Origin of the sequence: Desulfohalobium retbaense DSM 5692, from assembly GCF_000024325.1 — a bacterium.
GTDB classification, from domain to species: Bacteria; Desulfobacterota; Desulfovibrionia; order Desulfovibrionales; family Desulfohalobiaceae; genus Desulfohalobium; species Desulfohalobium retbaense.
The window spans coordinates 2109998-2127318 of record NC_013223.1 but is presented as its reverse complement, the minus strand read 5'-3'; the positions used below and the strand labels follow the sequence as shown (position 1 = coordinate 2127318).

15 protein-coding genes are annotated in these 17321 nt (G+C 57.6%); 6 read left to right on the top strand and 9 right to left on the bottom strand.

Going from position 1 to position 17321, the window contains the following annotated elements:
- The first annotated feature begins 11 nt into the window (after nt 1-11).
- Both DRET_RS09270 and DRET_RS09265 read left to right on the top strand, forming a co-directional pair.
- On the top strand, nt 12-365 hold the full coding sequence (locus DRET_RS09270; RefSeq protein ID WP_015752281.1) for a PAS domain-containing protein: 354 nt from the start codon (nt 12-14) through the stop codon (nt 363-365).
- A 242-nt stretch (nt 366-607) separates the two neighbouring features.
- Complete coding sequence (locus tag DRET_RS09265; protein WP_015752280.1) at nt 608-2674, top strand: monovalent cation:proton antiporter family protein; 2067 nt, start codon at nt 608-610, stop codon at nt 2672-2674.
- Nucleotides 2675-2867: 193 nt separating this feature from the next.
- Here the strand turns inward: DRET_RS09265 and DRET_RS09260 are convergent, their stop codons facing one another.
- Both DRET_RS09260 and DRET_RS09255 read right to left on the bottom strand, forming a co-directional pair.
- Complete coding sequence (locus tag DRET_RS09260) at nt 2868-3794, bottom strand: ABC transporter substrate-binding protein (RefSeq protein WP_015752279.1); 927 nt, start codon at nt 3792-3794, stop codon at nt 2868-2870.
- Between the two features lie 391 nt (nt 3795-4185).
- Nucleotides 4186-5307, bottom strand: coding sequence for an NAD(P)H-dependent flavin oxidoreductase (locus DRET_RS09255; protein WP_015752278.1), 1122 nt, complete (start codon nt 5305-5307; stop codon nt 4186-4188).
- 443 nt (nt 5308-5750) lie between these two features.
- Between DRET_RS09255 and DRET_RS09250 the strand changes: the two genes are divergently transcribed.
- Together DRET_RS09250 and DRET_RS09245 are read left to right on the top strand one after the other, a co-directional pair.
- Complete coding sequence (locus DRET_RS09250) at nt 5751-6785, top strand: sensor histidine kinase (protein WP_015752276.1); 1035 nt, start codon at nt 5751-5753, stop codon at nt 6783-6785.
- Nucleotides 6769-7479 carry a response regulator transcription factor gene (locus DRET_RS09245; protein ID WP_015752275.1) on the top strand — a complete coding sequence of 237 codons (711 nt, stop codon included), beginning with the start codon at nt 6769-6771 and terminating at the stop codon, nt 7477-7479. Before DRET_RS09250 ends, DRET_RS09245 begins: the two co-directional genes overlap by 17 nt.
- 441 nt (nt 7480-7920) lie before the next feature.
- On the opposite strand, the gene DRET_RS09240 is transcribed toward DRET_RS09245, so the two are convergent.
- The 3 genes from DRET_RS09240 to DRET_RS09235 are packed head-to-tail and all read right to left on the bottom strand — an operon-like array spanning nt 7921 to nt 10352.
- Nucleotides 7921-9552, bottom strand: coding sequence for a sodium:solute symporter family protein (locus tag DRET_RS09240; RefSeq protein WP_015752274.1), 1632 nt, complete (start codon nt 9550-9552; stop codon nt 7921-7923).
- Nucleotides 9553-9579: 27 nt separating this feature from the next.
- Nucleotides 9580-9723, bottom strand: a complete 144-nt coding sequence (locus tag DRET_RS13830; RefSeq protein ID WP_015752273.1) for a symporter small accessory protein — start codon at nt 9721-9723, stop codon at nt 9580-9582.
- On the bottom strand, nt 9717-10352 hold the full coding sequence (locus DRET_RS09235) for a TetR/AcrR family transcriptional regulator (protein ID WP_015752272.1): 636 nt from the start codon (nt 10350-10352) through the stop codon (nt 9717-9719). Before DRET_RS09235 ends, DRET_RS13830 begins: the two co-directional genes overlap by 7 nt.
- Before the next feature lie 124 nt (nt 10353-10476).
- Between DRET_RS09235 and DRET_RS13070 the strand changes: the two genes are divergently transcribed.
- Nucleotides 10477-11154 (top strand): class I SAM-dependent methyltransferase, encoded by a 678-nt coding sequence (locus tag DRET_RS13070; RefSeq protein WP_015752271.1) that lies wholly within the window; start codon nt 10477-10479, stop codon nt 11152-11154.
- Between the two features lie 514 nt (nt 11155-11668).
- Here DRET_RS13070 and DRET_RS09225 read toward each other — a convergent pair.
- The 3 genes from DRET_RS09225 to DRET_RS09215 form a co-directional block, all read right to left on the bottom strand.
- Nucleotides 11669-12121: a glycine zipper domain-containing protein gene (locus DRET_RS09225; protein WP_015752270.1), complete on the bottom strand. Its 453-nt coding sequence runs from the start codon at nt 12119-12121 to the stop codon at nt 11669-11671.
- A gap of 348 nt (nt 12122-12469) precedes the next feature.
- Nucleotides 12470-14326 (bottom strand): aldehyde ferredoxin oxidoreductase family protein, encoded by a 1857-nt coding sequence (locus tag DRET_RS09220; protein ID WP_015752269.1) that lies wholly within the window; start codon nt 14324-14326, stop codon nt 12470-12472.
- On the bottom strand, nt 14319-14738 hold the full coding sequence (locus DRET_RS09215; RefSeq protein ID WP_015752268.1) for a 4Fe-4S dicluster domain-containing protein: 420 nt from the start codon (nt 14736-14738) through the stop codon (nt 14319-14321). The genes DRET_RS09220 and DRET_RS09215 overlap by 8 nt, the downstream gene beginning before the upstream one ends.
- Before the next feature lie 1337 nt (nt 14739-16075).
- Here DRET_RS09215 and DRET_RS09205 point away from each other — a divergent pair.
- Nucleotides 16076-16732 carry a TVP38/TMEM64 family protein gene (locus DRET_RS09205; protein WP_015752267.1) on the top strand — a complete coding sequence of 219 codons (657 nt, stop codon included), beginning with the start codon at nt 16076-16078 and terminating at the stop codon, nt 16730-16732.
- Nucleotides 16733-16853: 121 nt separating this feature from the next.
- Here the strand turns inward: DRET_RS09205 and tsaA are convergent, their stop codons facing one another.
- A complete protein-coding gene (tsaA, locus tag DRET_RS09200) occupies nt 16854-17243 on the bottom strand; it encodes a tRNA (N6-threonylcarbamoyladenosine(37)-N6)-methyltransferase TrmO (protein ID WP_015752266.1) in 390 nt (129 codons plus the stop codon).
- Between the last annotated feature and the right edge of the window lie 78 nt (nt 17244-17321).

Sequence of the window (17321 nt, the reverse complement as noted above, 5' to 3'; positions counted from 1 at the left end):
AAGGATTTTCTATGGACACAGCTATCGATTTTGAAACCATTGTCCAAAAGGTCGCCCAGGTGGCCATTGTTCTTGATGCGGAGCTGACCATCGTCTGGGCCAACGCCAAGGCGGCTGAGGTCGCCGGCTGCGATCCGGTGGGGCAGAAATGTTACGCCGTGTATCAGGACCGGCAAACCCCATGCGAGGGGTGCCACACCCTGGAGACTTTTGCGACCGGCAAAAGCATCCCGAACACGAGCACGGTGACTGAGGCTGACGGTTCGCAGCGGTTTTTCGACGGATTCACGACGGTGGTCGGCCGGGACGCGGACGGCACCATCCGCTACGTAGCCGAAGTCGCCGGAGAGGTGCCCCATTTGTAGTGGCGCCGCCTGAATCGGGAGAGGACTTCCTTTCGTATCTGCTCGCGGTTCCGACAGCTGAAAGGCGATGCGTGCGATACCGCAGGCAGTTTTGCTGGATTGCTCAGTGACAAGGGCATGCGCTGAACTGGACGTGCTGGACCGAGTAATGAGGCGAGAAGCTCCCCATGTAGCGAACAGGGAGGCCGTGCCCCCCGTGAGCCATTTCTGAACATCCATTTTTTTAGCCTGAGGACACAGTTGTGGATACCCCGCTTTTCCAAGATCTGATCCTGATTTGCGGCCTTTCAGTGGCGAGCATCTGGCTTTTCACCAGATTGCGTCTGCCACCGCTGGTCGGATTTCTGCTGGCCGGTATCCTGGTTGGTCCCCACGGCTTCGGTTGGGTCCGTTCAGGGCATGAAGTGGAGCTTTTGGCCGAAATCGGGGTCATCCTGCTCTTGTTCACCATCGGCCTTGAGTTTTCCCTGGAACGGTTGATGCGTATCAAACGGGCAGTGCTCTTGGGAGGGAGCGTTCAATTGGTGGTGACAGCAGTGGTGGTGACCTTGCTGTCAGCATGGGGCGGGCTCAAACTCAATCAGGCTGTTTTTTTCGGTCTGGCCATCGCTTTGAGCAGTACGGCGATTGTGCTCAAAGTGTTGCAGGAAAAGTCCTGGCTGGAGACGCCGCACGGGCAGTCCATCCTGGGCATGCTCATCTTTCAGGATATCGCGGTGGTGCCCATCCTGCTCTCGGTCCAGATCCTGGGCGGGTCGGAACCGCTTACCGCGGGGGGATTGGGGCTTTTACTGCTCAAGATGGCCGCCGTCCTGGTCGTCATTTTTTACGGGATCAATTATGTGATCCCCAAGCTGTTTCGTTCTGTGGCCCAGACCCAAAATCGGGAAATCTTTCTGCTCTTTGTCATTGTTCTGTGTTTCAGCGTTGCCTGGCTGACGTCGAAAGCCGGACTTTCCCTGGCCTTGGGGGGATTTTTGTCCGGGTTGGTCATTTCCCGTTCGGAGTACAGCCTCCAAGCGTTAAGCAGTATCCAGCCGTTTCGAGATGTTTTTACCAGCTTTTTCTTTGTCTCTATCGGCATGCTTTTCAATGTCGGGGCTGTCGTTGCCAACCCGTTGCTGATAGTGGGATTGGGACTGGCTGTGTATGCCTTGAAATCGGTCTTGGCAGCCGCTGGGGCGCTGACGTTGCGTCTGCCTTTGCGCAGCGCTGTTTTCACCGGGCTGGCTTTGGGGCAGGTGGGCGAGTTTTCCTTTATCGCCTTGCAGGCCGGTGCAGAAACCGGCTTGGTCGGGGCCCGCCTGTACGATACCACCCTCGCCTTTGCTGTGGTGTCGATGGCGTTGACGCCGTTCGTTATCGCAGTGGCCCCCCGCCTGGGCCGTCTGGTGGATCGGATCTGGCCGCAGTCTTTTGAGGAGGATTCCAGTGACGTCTCCATGCGCGACCATCTCTTGGTGATCGGATTCGGGGTCAGCGGGCGGAATATGGCCCAAGCAGCGCGATTCGCGGACATCCCCTATTTGATTTTGGAACTCAATCCCGTGACCGTCAGTGAGCAACAGGCCTTGGGGGTGCCTATCCATTTCGGCGACGCTACGCAGGCCGGGGTTTTAGAGCATTTCGGGATCAAGGGGGCCGCGGTGATGGTCGTGGCGGTCAACGATCCTCAGGCGACGCGACACATTGTCCAACTGGCAAAAACATTGAATCCGAGCCTGCATCTTATTGTCCGCACCCGTTTTGTCGAGGAACTGCCGGCCTTGCGGGCGGTCGGTGCTGATGAGATCGTTTCCGAACAGTATGAGGCTTCCATTGAAATGTTTGCCCGGATACTGGCCCGGTATTCCGTTTCCGTTGAGGATATCGAACAGGCCGTCGGCATGATTCGGGCCCAGGATTATGGACTGCTCCGGGGGCGGCGCCAAAGTAGCGGGAACATTACCCATGTCCGCTTGGAGCGTGAGGAAGGCGACGTCTGTTCCCTGCCGGTAGTTTCGAAATCGCCCGTGTCACAAATGACACTGGCTCAGACCCATTTGTGGACCACGTATCAAGTAACGGTTGTAGCCATTCAGCGCGAGGGGCGGGTACTGAACAATCCAAGGGGGGACGAAGTCCTTTCCGCCGGTGACGAGGTGTATGTCATCGGGCGTCCCCAGGACGTGGTCAATGCCTACCTGACCCTTTTTGTCGCGCCGGGAGAATCAGATGAGCGTTTTGATCCAGACCGTTTTACGGGCCCTGCATGCCTCAAGGCGTACTTGTCCAAAATGCCGCCAGATTCAAAAGATCCGGGAACGTAAGAAGGGGGAGGCCCAGCGGTGTCGCCATTGCGGTGCGCGACTGCCAAAGGAGACTGGCAAAAAGGGGTGAGGAGGCCACAGCGGCAGGTCACAGGGCAAAGGACAACTAACGCAACAAAAGTGAACACAAAAAACGCCCCCGCACCAGAACATGGTGCGGGGGCGGCGTTGTTTCAAGACAGCAGTCAGCGTCTTATTTGACGGCGTTCTTGACTGCGTCGATGGCCGGCCGGCCGTCGGTGGTTTCTACCCCGTCCAGCCATTGGCTCACTGTTTCCATATTATTGGCGATCCACTCGCGGGCGACATCTTCAGGATCTTTTTTCTCATAGCTGAAAGAGTGGATCCAGGCACTCTGGGTGTCTCCAGAAACGTAGAACTTTTCCAAGAACTTGCGAGCTTGGGGGAAACGCTCTTGAAAGTCTGGGCTGGCCACGTTGTAGACGACACTCTCACTGATGAGATCCTCGGAACCAGGGACGCCCTCAAGAAATTTCATATCGATCTTGATAGTCATCCAATGCGGTTTCCAGGCGTGGAAAACAACCCATTCCTTGCTCTTGGTCTTTTCATTCACTTCGGTGAGCATGGCCGGGGTGGTGCTGCTGGCGAGTTCCCAGTCGCCAAGGCTGGCCACATCGTTTTTCACCATTTCCTCTGTCGTGGTGTGCATGCCGCTGCCGACTTCGATGGTGTGCAACGTGGAGTCGAATTTGTCGGCGTTGGGGGCCAGATCGGCAACGGAGTGGATACCGGCTTCCCAGACATAGGTCGGAACGGCAAAACCGGTCATGGCGTCGTCAAGATTGATATTGATGACATCGATAGCGCCTTTTTCCTTGAGCGGCTCGAACATGTCCGTTTGCTGCGGCAGCCAAGCGGCCAGGTAGGCGTCGATTTCGCCGGTGGTCAGCCCTTTGTAGATAATGGGCGGGCCGATTTCCAACTGTTGGGTTTCATACCCCATGGCTTCAAGGATTTGGGTGGCGACTTCGGTTTTGACAGTGACCCCAGGCCAGGGGGGTACGCCGAGACGGATGGTGTCTTTTTGCGCGAAAGCGGCGGCGGGAAAGAGAAGGGTAAGGCACAACAGGGAAATGAGAAGAAACGTCTTTTTCATGATTCCTCCGGGTTCAGTGAACGAACGGTCCGTTTCACGGCCACGCTGATATGGCCAAACGGACCACCCCAGGCGTGTTCAGCACACCACGGGGCGCGAGTTCCTCAGCCTGCATTGTATATAGGATTGTGAAGCGGTGGTCAAGACAGGCCGCTCAGCGACCATTTTGTGAATAGCTTGTGGGGGATAGGTGGACTTTTCAAGAGAAGTAGCGATAGTTGTCTGGAGAGCCGGAAGGTACTGCAGCAGCGCCATGTTTGATGACCTTGACTGAGTTGCATTAGGGCGGAAATTGTTGATGCTACGAAATGGCGGTAAGGCGAGATGTAAAAACTCCCGCCCGTGGCGTGGGAGACGTGCCACGGGCGGGAGAGATGGGGCGTCAGGCAGGTTAGGCCAGGGCGGCTTCGGGCAGGGCTGTGGCCTCGGCGAATTCATCGGCCAGGGACTGCATGAGTTCCTGAACGGAGATAATGGCGTCCACCCGCCAGGCGTTGGCGCCGGCAAAGGCGAAGCCGTGTTTGAGGCGTCCGGCCCGGGCCTGGTTCAGGGCGCAGGCGATACAATAGGGGGATTGTTTGTAGTCGCAGGTCTTCAGGCAATGCCAGGGGCAGGTGAAGGGTTTTTTCGCTCCTGCGGCGACATCTTCGAGGAAGGCGTTGTTGATCGCCCGTCCAGGGAGGCCAACCGGGCTCTGGATGATGGTCAGGTCTTCTTTTTTGGCCTGGACGAAAGATTCCTTGAATTTGCTGTCCGCATCGCACTCGTGGGTAGCCACGAAGCGGGTGCCCATCTGGACGCCGCTGGCACCGAGTTCGAGAAATTCCGCGATATCCGCCCCCGAATAGACGCCTCCGGCAGCGATCACCGGGATCTGTTGTCCGTATTTTTCCGCATACGGGCGCACAGCCTCGACGACTTCCGGGATGAGACGCTGCAAAGCGTAGGCCGGGTCCTCGATCTGTTCGCGTTTGAAGCCAAGATGTCCCCCGGCCTTGGGGCCTTCGACGACAAACCCGTCGGGGAGGCGTCCGAAACGTTTGCTCCAGTATTTGAGCAGCGTATTCGCGGCCTTGGCCGAGGAGATAATGGGAACCAGTTTGCTGTGCATGGTGCGCATGCGTTCCGGCGTGAGTTCCTTGGGGAATTGCAAGGGCAGACCGGCACCGAGAAAGAGGAGGTCCGCCTCTTCTTCAATAGCCCCCAAGACCAGGGAATCGTAGTCTGAGCAGGCGACCATGATATTGACGCCCAGGACTCCCGATGTCTTTTGCCGGGCTGTGCGGATTTCCCGGATCAACCCTTCTTTATTGGCTTGCGCGTAATCCTGACGAGACCCCGGAGCGCGCATGCCCAGGCAAATAGCCGATATGACGCCGATGCCGCCTTCGTTGGCCACGGCCGCCGCGAGGCCGGCGCCGGAAATGCCGATGCCCATCCCGCCCTGGATGATCGGGGTAGGGGCGGTCAGATTCCCAAAGGTGAGGCTCGGAAAAGCGGTGTGTGGTAGCATTGTGCAAATCTCCTGTGAAATAGACTGACTGAGGCAGTTCACCGATGTGCTTGCAGCCTGTCTCAGAGGAGGTTGGTCAGGCTGGAGGCAATCGTGGTGGTGCTGGGATCGATTCCCGCCGTAGCGGGGAACGGGGCGCAATTTTGCTTCCCGATACGAAGTACAGTAGCCTATTCGGCAGGCAAAGACGCCCCCTGTTTTGTAAAAGGCGCGTAAAAATCGGCAGGAAACGCTACGCCGCCCAGAGAGGGTACCGCCCAAGAGGCGGCTTTGCTCGGTTTGTGGACGGGATTTGCAACTGCTCACCCAATCTTCCCCCGCGGCGTGCTTGCGGCTCGCGGGTGTCTCAGGCTCGCCAGAAGGACGAATTTGGAGAGCAGTTCATCTGAACACGTGGTGCAACAGGACCGGAATTTGTACGAGTGAGGAGGAAGGGAGCGACAATGCGGCAACCCCGATCGTTTGTTGTCCAAGTGCTGATTTTTGTTTTGGCGCAGGTGGCCTGGCTGGTGCTGCTCGGGCTGTGGATTTATTGGTATACGAGCAATTATATGGTCATCAGCGAGGTCGGGCCTCGCCTGCATTCCCAACTCATGTCCGAGGGGCTCAATCACCTGCTCCTGATCGGCGGGCTGATTCTGCTCATCGCCATTTCCACGGGGATGTCACTTCTTTTTCACCGCTTGAGCGTCCAGTTCAAATTGACCCGGCTGTACGACAATTTTATCGCCAATGTGACCCACGAACTCAAATCTCCGCTGGCCTCGATACAGCTTTCCATCGAGACCATGCGTATGCATGAACTCCCCCGGGAGAAGCAGGAGGAGTTCTTCAACATGATGCTCAAGGATACCGACCGGCTCAATAACCTCATCAGTGCGATCCTGCAGGTCCCGGCTCTGGAGCAGAAAAAAATTGCTCACGATTTCCAGGTCCACCGCATGGAGGAACTGGTTCCAGAACTTGTTCACGAGTCGCGTGAGCAGTTTTCCTTGCCTGAAAAGGCGATACAGATATCCGGGGATGGAGGGTGTGATTGCGTTCTCGACCGCAACGCCTTCCGCATTGTTCTGGACAATCTTGTAGACAACAGCATCAAATACAGCCGAGAGGGAGTGGATACAGCAATCCATATCAGGATGGCCTGCGAACGGGGGAAATTTATTCTCCGTTTTGCTGACAATGGCGTCGGCATTCCACTCCAGCATCAGGAACAGGTCTTTGAGAAATTTTTCCGCAGTCATGACACGGCCATGCCGAGCGTTAAAGGGACCGGCCTGGGACTGTACTGGGTCAAAGAGATTATCCGCATCCACCAGGGGGCGATCCGGGTGTCCAGCCGGGGGACGAACAAAGGCTCCACCTTCCGCATCGAATTGCCCCAATACGCCAAGGGCACAGAGCGCGCGGCGCAACGGTTGCTGCGCTTGAGCCGTAAACAAAAACAAAAGGACACCGCACATGGTGAGGGCGCCTGAAAGCCGTATCCTCCTTGTCGAGGATGAGGAGAGCCTGGCTGTCGGATTGCAGTTCAATCTGCAACAGGAAGGGTATGTGGTCGAGCGAGCGGTTGACGGCAGAGAGGCGTTAACCCTTTTTGCCGCACAGGAGTTCGATTTGATTATCCTGGATCTCATGCTGCCGTATGTGGACGGGTATGAGGTGGCCAGAGAGGTTCGCGCCGTCTCGCCACAACTTCCGATTTTGATGCTCACTGCGCGCACCACGGCGAAAGACCGCATTCAAGGCCTGGAGGCGGGGGCCGACGATTATTTGACAAAGCCGTTTCATCTCAAGGAATTGCTGCTGCGGGTTCAGGGGATGCTCAAACGCAAGCAGTGGTATCAGGATGTCACGCAGCAGGAACCGGTCGTCCGTTTTGGGGAGAATACGGTCAATTTTGCGACGCTGCGGGCTCAAACCCGGAAGGAAGAGTTCCAGCTTACCGCCCGGGAAGCGATGGTTCTTAAATATCTGATTGAGCACGAAGGCCGGGTGGTGTCACGCAAAGAACTTCTGGAAAACGTCTGGCAGGTCGAAGGCACGGTGCAGACCAGGACAGTGGACGCCTTTATTGCCCGCTTGCGCAAGTATTTCGAAGCCGACCCCAAGCATCCGGAGTTCATTACCAGTGTTCGCGAGGTGGGGTACCAGTTTCTTTCTGGGGCGTGAAGACGGTAGACGGAAGACGAAGGACGGATGGCGGAGGGTGGAAGACGGTAGACGGAATGAAGTGCCTTCTGGATCCAAATCGGTATCGGGATCGGTATCGGGATCGATTTTTGAGTTATCAATTATCAGATATCAGGTATCTGGTATCTGAGACCGGCACACCGTGATTACTATACTGGATTGCCCTTCTTTGGACCGCCAGTAGGTCGGCTCCGGCGGAGCCGAAGCCGACATGGAGCAAAGCACAAGAGGTCCAGAATCGATCCCGATAGCGATCCCGATTTGGATAGCGATTTCGAGTCGGCACCGTCGGTGTTTTCTGGCTATCCAGAGTCCTGACTGCTTCACCCAATGCTTACGTTGCCTGTATTTCCGGTCACAGACGAGGTCACAGTCACGATCCTCTTTTTTCCTTCTTCAATTCCCCAATTCCTTGATCCTTCAATTTCTCCATTCCCTGGTCTGTTGTGCGCTGACGAAGTTGCTCCAGCAATGGTGGAGGTGGTCTGTGCTGTAGCCCCGAGTCGTCAGGCTAACGGTGATAATGAGCGCAAAGGAGACTGGCAATGCGACGACATTGGGGTCGACCCATTGCAGCAGCCAGATCCAACTCCCCGCCTCGGCGCTAGCGACCAGCGTGGTCTGCCCGGTCAGCGCCTTGCACAGACCGATGGCTGCGGCCTCTTTTTCGTGAATGAACAACAGCCAGAACATGGAGATAAAAAATCCGCCAACCATAGAGGTCACGGCGCCGGCCTTGGTTGTTTTCTTCCAGTACAGGGCGCAGGCATAGGCCGGCAGAAAAGCCGCAGCGCAGAGGCCGAAGAAGAAGGCCGTAGCCCGGGCGATGACCGAGGCCGGCAGGACCCAGGCCCAAATCAGGGTGGCGATGATTGTCAGGAAGACCCCGGCTCGGTTGAGGGTGATCGAACGTTGCCGTGACAGGCGCAGCCCTTTTTCAAAGAGGTCCCGTCCCAGGGAGGTCCCCCCGACATGGTATTGGGAAGACAGGGTCGACATGGCTGCGGCGAACATGGCCACCAGGAACAGGGCCGCGAACCAGGCCGGCATGATCCGTTCGATGTAGACGGGAATGATCTTGTCGATGTCTCCTTTGGCCACTGCAATGGCAATTTTCTCGAAATATTGGTAGAATACAGCGTTTGAGAGCGCGCCGACAATAAAGGCCGTGCCGGTCATGAAAAGAATGAAGACCCCGCCATAGAGTACTGCGCGGTTGAGGCTCTTGTCCGAAGGTACAGTCATAAAGCGCACGGCCAATTGGGGCTGGGCCAGGACTCCGATGCCCACGCCGTAGACAATGGTCGTGTAGATGACCAACCACAGCGGCGAACCAAAGGCAGCGCCCTGGGTCCAACCGAGCATGCCGCCTTTCTGGAGTTTGGCGGGCATGAGCGGGGCCATGTCAGTCAGGGCCTGGTGGGCCGGAGTGATGCCGCCGAGGATGGAGTAGGTGGAAACTAAAAGAATGAGCATCATGATAAACATGATGCATCCCTGGAACGCGTCGGTGTACATGACCGCCTTCAGACCGCCGGTGATGACGTAGGCGGTCAGGATCAGGGTCACCAGGATTAAAACGAGATTGTAGGGGATATGCAAAGAAATCTCGATGATCCTGGAGATTCCGATCAGGACAGCGGCGGAGTAGACCGGAATGAAGAGGAAAATGATCGCACCGGCGAATCCCTGGATGAAGCCGGATTGGTAGCGGCGTCCCAACAGTTCGGGAAAGGTCATGCTGTTCAGGGTCAATCCGAGGCGGCGGGTCCGTTTACCGAAAAACAGCATGGCCAGAAAGATGCCGACAAAAATATTCAGGAAGGTGAGCCAGAGCAGGGGGAAGCCGAACAGGCCAGCGGCCCCGCCGAAACCGATGATGGCCGAAGTGGAAATAAATGTCGCGCCGTAGGAAAAAGCCATGATAAAGGGATGCATGGCCCGGCCGGCGACGAGGTAGTCTTTGGCCTGTTGGGTTTCCTTCCAGCCTTTGTACCCGAGCAGGGCGATGATGGTGATGTAGCCGAGCATGCACACGATTTTGATCAGCATGGCGATTCCTTAGGGTGGTCTGTGTGGTTATCGCGAACTCGAGTGGTCCTGCCGGACGAAATCCGGGTGTTCGCGGTTCCAATTTCGTACGCCGTAGACGACGCACAGCAACGCGGCGCCGATACTGAGCCAAAAGGCGAGGGCGCAACCGAGACTGCCGAGTCCTAGCATGGCGGTGTCCTCCGGGTTGAGGTGGAGCAAGCCGCGGTCTCCAATTCCGGGAGATAGGCGCGGGTCAGAACAAGGATGGCTTGTCGCAGATCCTCTTTATCCAGGACCTGTGTCTCCAGGGCGTTGTGGATCAAAAAGCCTTCAAAAAGGGCGGTGACCAGAGCGCCGAGTTTGCGGGCGCTGGCGTGGTCGCTGATAAAGGGGGCAAAAAGCTGAGTGAAGAGGTCGCTGGAGAGCCGATATTCGCTGTCGTTGAGCTTGTGGCGGACCTCGGCATTGTCAAAGGCGTGGACCGTGAATTCCAGGAAGACCTTATACCAGCTTGCGTCATCAATAATGGTCTCCAGAAAACACAGGACGATCTCGGTCACGTCTTCGACGCTTTGGGCCTTTTCCAGAGCGGGTTCGCGCTGCCCCCGATAATACTGGAGGCGTTCGGCCATGATATTGAGAAAGAGTTCGCTTTTGCTTTTCCAGTGTCGGTAGAAATTGCCCTTGGCATAGCCAGCGTGGTCCGTGATTTCGGCAATACTGGTATGCTGGAACCCGTTGGCCCGGAAGAGTTCAAGGGCCGCATCCATTAACTCGTGTTGTGTCTGTTGTGATTTTTCCTGTTGGCGTTTGCCCATAATGACCTCCAGTCACTTAATGACCATCGGTCACTTTTAGCAAGGCGCCCAAGGGCTGTCAAAAGAAATCAGCGTGTTGAAGCGAATTTTGTGGTTCGTGAGGTCAGCACGGCAAGGAGGGGACGTGACGGTTGGAGAAGAGCGAGAAATTGTGTTCACATCACCGGCACCGGAGACTGTGGCGGCGCTGTGTCGCTACGCGGATGTTGCAGGTAGTCGGGTATTGGAGATCGGCTCCGGAAGCGGGCGACTGTCCGGGGAACTGCACCAAGTGGCTGAACGACTGGTGGCCCTCGAACCGGGAGTGGCGGATTTGCGGCAGGCGCTCCGGGGAATCCCGGGGCTGGAGGGAGTTTGCGGTAGCGGTGAGGCCCTGCCGTTTGTCCCGGAAACGTTTGATCTGGCGATTTTTTCTCTGTCCTTGCACCACCATCCGGACTGCACGGCAGCTTTGACTCAGGCTGCGGAAGTCGTTCGGCCCGGGGGGCGTATTCTCGCCCTTGAACCGCGTCATGAGGGCGAACTCTCCCAGGTCTGCACTGTCTTCCATGACGAGCGTGAGGCCTTGGAACGGGCGCGACTGGCGTTGGCGGCGTGGCCAGAGGGGCGGTGCTTTTCCCTGCCGACAGAATGGTCCTTCGCTGGCCCTGAAGCGTTGGCGCAATGGGTTTTTGAGTATTACGAACAGCCTTACGAGACCGCGCTTGTGGATTGGATGCTGGCGCGGCTCGGGCCGCGCCAGACACTGCGGCCGCTGCTGGTGGACGATCCCTTGTGGTGCTGGGTGCTGCAGCGGAGGTAAGCGCCGGTTCTGAATGTTTGCCCTCGGCCTGGAAAACCTCGCCCGAAGGCATTGGAGCATTCCTGCCCGCCGGGGAGAGATCGGGCGTGAAGGGAGGATTTGGGGGCGGGTATCGCTGCTCAACGACCGAGCAAGCAGGAATGAACGCTTCCTACCGAGCTCAAACAGCTTCCAGGCCGAGTTCAAAAGTTCAGAACCGGCCTTGTAGAACGTTTGAGATTACGACGGAGTAGCTGGGGCAGTGCCCCGGTTCTGAATGTTTGCCCTCGGCCTGGAAAAACTCGCACGAAGGCATCGGAGCATTCCTGCCCGCCGGGGCAACAAGCAGGAGGCGTTTTCCGTGTCTTTCCTCAAGGGTGACGGTTAGATGATCGTTGTACGCGATGCCTTGCCCGTCATTGCCCGGCCCCTTGCGCTGCGTACAGCACTTGCCACTGATTCCGGGCAATCCAGCAAAGCCGCCTGTGTTGTGGCACGTATCCCCGTTTCGGGTAATGGGGTTCGTAAGCAGGTCCTATTGCAGGACCCAGGAACCGTCGGGTTGGCGGCAGGCTCGGGCGTCGACCATCTCACGGCGGCCGTCCATCCAGCTCTCGATCTGGATGGGGCGACAGACCTGCCCCTGCGTGCCTTGGTAGGCAGCACCCGGGGTGGCCGCGTAGCGGTTGCCGGTATCCGGGTTGACCCAGGTGTTGGTGGTGCTCGACGGGCGGGTTTCCAGGGTGCGGGAAACCATGGATTTGTCGTATTTGTCCATTTCATTGCCCACCACATAGCCGAGCAGCAGGCCAGCTCCAGCGCCCACAATAGCCGTGGCCCAACTCCGTTCGCCGACATTGGAGCCGATGAGCGCTCCGGTCAGGGCCCCAAGTGTTGCGCCTTGCTGGGCTTTGCTGGTGTTCGAGGCGCAGGCGGACAGACCGAAGAGGCAGATCGCAAGCAGGATGGCAATGATGTCTTTGGACATAGAATCCCTCCTCGAGTGGACGGGGCTTGAGTATTTCCATTCCCATGTGTGCGGGGAGAGGAAATACGGGACGCGATTCTCTTCCTCCTTACCCTTGTTCCTGTTTGCCTGTCCAGAGGCGGATGGGCACGGCCTCCAGCGACAGTTCGGGCATGACCTGGACTTTGAAAGAGCCAGGCAGGCGCTTGGCGGTCCGAAAAGGAAAGCTGTGGGATCACAATTCGTCAAGCCCCGTGTCTGTATCCCGCGCCCCCCTTCTCTATGGCTGCAGCCTGGATCCGGGAATCTGGAACATGACCGTGCCCTGTGCCAGAATTGAGCCAAACCCTGGCACAGGGGCTCACGGATTCAGGAATTGAGGACAAACCGTGGCAGGGTTCCAAGACTCAAGGTATCCAGGGTGGTGGAGGTCGGGACTCCAGAGGCGTCCCAGCCGCGCAGGGCGTAATACTCTTCGAGCATGGCCGCGGTCTGTTCGGTGGTGAAGTGCTGGCCCTGCTGTGGTCCGCTGGGGACGGGGTCCCGGAAGAACCGTTTGGGGAGTCTGTCGTCGCTGGGGTCAAGACCTTCCCGGAGGTTGAAGAGTCGGATCTGGTTCCAGATCCGGGCGCCGAGGTCTGTGAGAAAGGAGGCGTCCCGTTCGACTCCTGTCGCGGTGCTGAGCATGGCCGCGTAGGTCTCAATGGCAATCCCCGCCGTTGCAAAATCGCATTTGACCAAGGCGTCGGTCCCAGCGCTGAAATCCTGCATTTCCATGACCATCGCCGCCTTGCCTTCTGTGGCGCGGGGATCAACCGGCTTCCCGTTGTATTCATCGTGGGTGATCTCGATGGGGGCGGGGAGTCCCCGCTGGTGGCAGCCGCCGCGATCCGCGGTCATGAAGGCCAGGCCCGTGCCCAGGGCGCCACGTGGCCCCCAAGCCGGTGTTTCCAGGCCCTTGGTATGCTGCGCGAATGCTTCGCTGTCGCCACCGAGCGCAACGGCGGCCCGGCGCACGCCCTGGGACAGGAGCCGACCGAGTTCGTTTTCCTGCAGGGCCATGCCCCGGATCAAATATTCCGCGGCTTCGACATTGCCAAAGGTGAGGTCGATACCGTCCGGCGCGTCTATGATACCTTTTTCCGCCGCTTCCATGGCAAAACCAATCGCCCCGCCGGCGGACATGGAGTCCAGTCCAAAAACGTCACAGAGCCGGGTGAGATGGGTCACGGCCCGGATGTCGCTGATGCCGAGGTTCGCGCCAAGCAGGCCCGCGGATTCGTATTCCACGGTATCGGAAATGGTCCCGGCGTATTTGCCGTGGCGGATGGCCCCGATCTTGCTGCAATAAATGGGACAGCCGAGACAGGCTATATTGCCCAGCCAGAGGTGCTTGGACTGTCCTTTGTCCCCGAGGCGATCGGCCTTGGCGAAAGAGCTGTCCTGGAAATTGTTGGCGGGAAAGAGTCCGGCTTCATTGGCAAATTCCACGGCGCTGGCCGTGCCCGTCTGGCGCAGGACCTGGATATCGTCGGATCCCTCAAGCTCGGTGTGGGCCTGGGCTACAGCCTTTGTAAATCCCTCGGGGTCGGCGACCTTGACGAGTTGTTCGCCGCGCACGGCAACCGCCTTGAGGTTTTTGGCGCCCATGACGGCGCCAGCGCCGCCACGCCCGGCCTGGCGGTTGAATTCGCAACTGAGCAGGGCAAACGGGACACGTTTTTCCCCGGCCTGGCCGATGGTCACGATTTTCAGGCTCGGATCCTCGCATTCGCGTTTGATGTTGGCATTGGCTTCCAGGGCATCCTGGCCCCATAAAGAGGCAGCCGGACGGATCTCCACTGTGGTATCGGCGATGTAGAGATAGACCGGCTGCGGTGCCCGACCGGTGATGATCAGGCCATCGTAACCAGCGTATTTGATCTCCTGCCCGAATTCCCCCCCAAAATAGGAGTCCAGAAACAGCCCGGTCAGGGGGGACTTGGTCACCGCGCAGGCCCGTATGGAGGGAGCCTTGGTGCCGGTCAGCGGGCCCGGGAAAAACATGAGCGGCGTGGCTGGGTCCAGGGGAGCGGTTCCAGCGGGCAAGAGGTCATACAGGAGTTTGGCTCCGAACCCTTTGCCGCCGACAAAGGTCTCGCGCAGCCATTGCGGAACAGGCAAGTGCTGAACCTCTTGCCCGCTCAAATCGATATGCAGGAGTGTTCCCTGGTATGCGTTAGGCATGGTCGCCTCCCGTGTACGCGATTTCAAGGGCGCCTGTGGGGCAGGCCTGGACGCAAAGGGGGTGCCCGCCGCAAAGATCGCATTTTGCATATTTGTCGCTTTCCGGGTGCCGGATGATGACCCCCAGGGGGCAATATTGGGCGCATAACCCGCAGGAGATGCACCGATTTTCGTCAATGACCACAGCCCCGGTCTGCTCGTCGCGGGAGATGGCCCGGGCCGGACAGACATTCTGGCAATAGGCGTTTAGGCAATGATTGCAGACGATAGGGAAGTTGTAGAGATGCTCAGTGGAGTTCTGGATGCGCAACAGGCTGTGGCGCGGGTTGTATCCTGAACACGCCCGCTCGGCACAGGCGAATTGACAGAGGCGGCAGCCGGTGCAGCGGTCAAAATTGGCACGTATGTGCATGGAATGTATCTCCTGAATTGTTCGTTTTTTCCGAGTATTACCGCCATGGGCAAAGGCTGTACCCCGGCGGTGGGGCCTGGGCCCAAGGCGTGTTGTCCTGGGTTCAGGGAAAGGAGTATACTACAGCGCTTCGTCTTTCTGTCAACTCATTATCGGCCAGCATTTCTGTTGCTTTTGCAACAGAAATGCTGACGCCAAAAGGAAATCGATTCAGAATTGAGATTGATATATGTTGGATTTGGGGCATCTCTGTCGTGCAGAGCGGGTATTTCCGGAAAAATAGAGGGTACGTTGATCAACAGGGTGTTCAGTAAGGCGGGAACAGAAGAGATGTGCAATGCAAAGATGAAGCGAGAGAAAGAGAAGTATTTGGAACTCGATTTTTTAGAAGGGGAAAACGGAGTCAGTATCTTCCGAAGTATTCAAGAATACTGCCCGCGGTCGAACTATTTGTAGAGCCTTTCGTGAGCCAAATACGGCTGTGAGAATTGCAGCAGCCTATCGGTACAGAGGGGAGATCCCGTTTGGGGTGGTTGTCCTGGTGTCATGCCAAGGGTGTTGCTGCTTTGGCGGGGGCAAAGTCGGCGAGAAAAGGAGGCCTGCAGCGGCTGCCGGGAAAAGGATGCCCTCGGGACTATGCGTGCTCTCGGTTCACGCCTGCTCTAAGGCCACGGTTGTCAGGACCTCCAAGGACGTGTAGGTCCGCTGCAATGAGGGACTTCAGCTCTCTTCCAGGGTAGTCTGGGGCCCTGCCGAGTGTGAGATCAACGCTCTGTAAGGCGACCGGAAAAGGTGTGGCTACCAGGTTGTTGAAAATCGGTTCTTTGACGGATCCTATGGATTTTTGGAGTTTGCCGTCTCTTCTGTGTGCCCACTTTCGGCCCGGTATTTTCTCAATCCCGCCAAAGGGGGATCCTTGCCCCCTCCAGACTCTCAAGTAAAGCAGAACTCCAGGTGTCGAAGATGGCCCTTGTTGCACCGGAATCCGCCTGGGAGCATTCAGTTCGCGGTCCGGTTTCCCCCTTTTGGCGGGACCAAGAAAATGTGCGGGCCTTTCGCTCGAAGCACACAGAAGAGACGGCAAACTTTTGCGTCTGAAATTCCATGCCCTGTGACGAAGAGCCTTGAAAATCTTCCAAGGGCAGCAAAGCTGCACTAGGTTCAAACGTGCGCGCACGAATACGACCGCTGCGACCCTGAACGTGTTGTCGCTGTTCCTTGGGATTTGTAAGCGACCTGCATGATACGAAATTTTTCAACAGATAGCTAGCTGCTCAATACGAGTGCACAAAGATTTGCAGAGCAGTTCGTCTGAAGACGTGGTAACGAGTTACGGAATGTCAAAAAAAGTGGTTTTTGCGGCTCTCGGGGGAGGCGCTTTGTGCATAGGGGGCGTGCTGCTCTGGGCGCTGCAGTGGTCTGGGGCGATGGACTTTGTCGTCTCCCAGGTGGAGGCGGTCCGGGTGTTTCTCGAAGGCGGGATCGACCCGGAGCTTTTTCTCCTGCTTATGGCCCTGTTGCCTGTGCTCGGCTTCCCCTTCAGCGTTTTCCTCGTTCTGGCCGGGGTCAAGTTTGGCGCTTTCGGGGGCATGCTTGCCACAGCCTGCGTGCTTCCGGTGCATATGAGCCTGTGTTTTGCCCTGGCCCGGTTTTGCGTTCGCACCCCGTTACTCCGTTTTCTGGAGCGCCGTGGCTACCATCCGGCGTTGATGCATGTGGAGCGGCCGAGACTCTTTCTCGTGGCGTTTTTGTTGTTCCCCGGCCCCCCCTATATCCTCAAGACCTATATCCTGGCCCTGACCGGCTTGCCATTTCGCTATTTTTTACCCCTGAACTTTGCCACCGAGAGTGTGATCACCCTCCCGATTGCCGCCCTGGGGGGCGCCGCGGCCGAAGAAAAATGGGGCGTGTTCAGCCTCTTTCTCTTCCTTTTTGTGGTCTTGAGTCTGGTGTTGCGCTGGTGGAAAAAGGCTCGAGAAAAGAAAAGGGATTGACCATCTCTGTGACCACCTCACCCTTTTCCGTTTAAAGAACCGCCCCTCCTTCCGAATACCGTCGCAGATCATCTCCTGAAGCCGTTAATTCTGGTACTGGGCCCCGTCCCGTCAGCCGGAATCATCCTGTAATATGCGGCTTGATATCCAGGATGGGTGTGCCGTCGAGCATGTCCACCCCTTTGACATGGATATGGGTGTCCACCACGTTGATGACTTCCAGGACCGAGAGCCCGATGGGATTGGGGCGCCGGGGGGAACAGATGCTAAAGACTCCGAGCGGGACTCCCTTGTGCGGTGGGGTCTGGACTAAGGCATCCGAGGTGAACCCGGGGCTGTCGTGGAAGTGGAACAGGACCACAATATGCTGGCCGGGTTGGATATCCCGCAGGCCGCGGGCGAATTCCGGGGCGATATCAAGGATTCCGGTTTCTTCGGAGACACTCCAGTGTCGCGGTGGAGCCGCCCCGTCGGTGCGGACGGTCCCGATGGGATGCATGGTCACAGCCATAATGTCCTCCTTGAAAATGGACGAAGGGTTCAGAGTTTGGTCTTGCAGAGCAAGTGGCGTCAGAAATGCTCCGGGAGC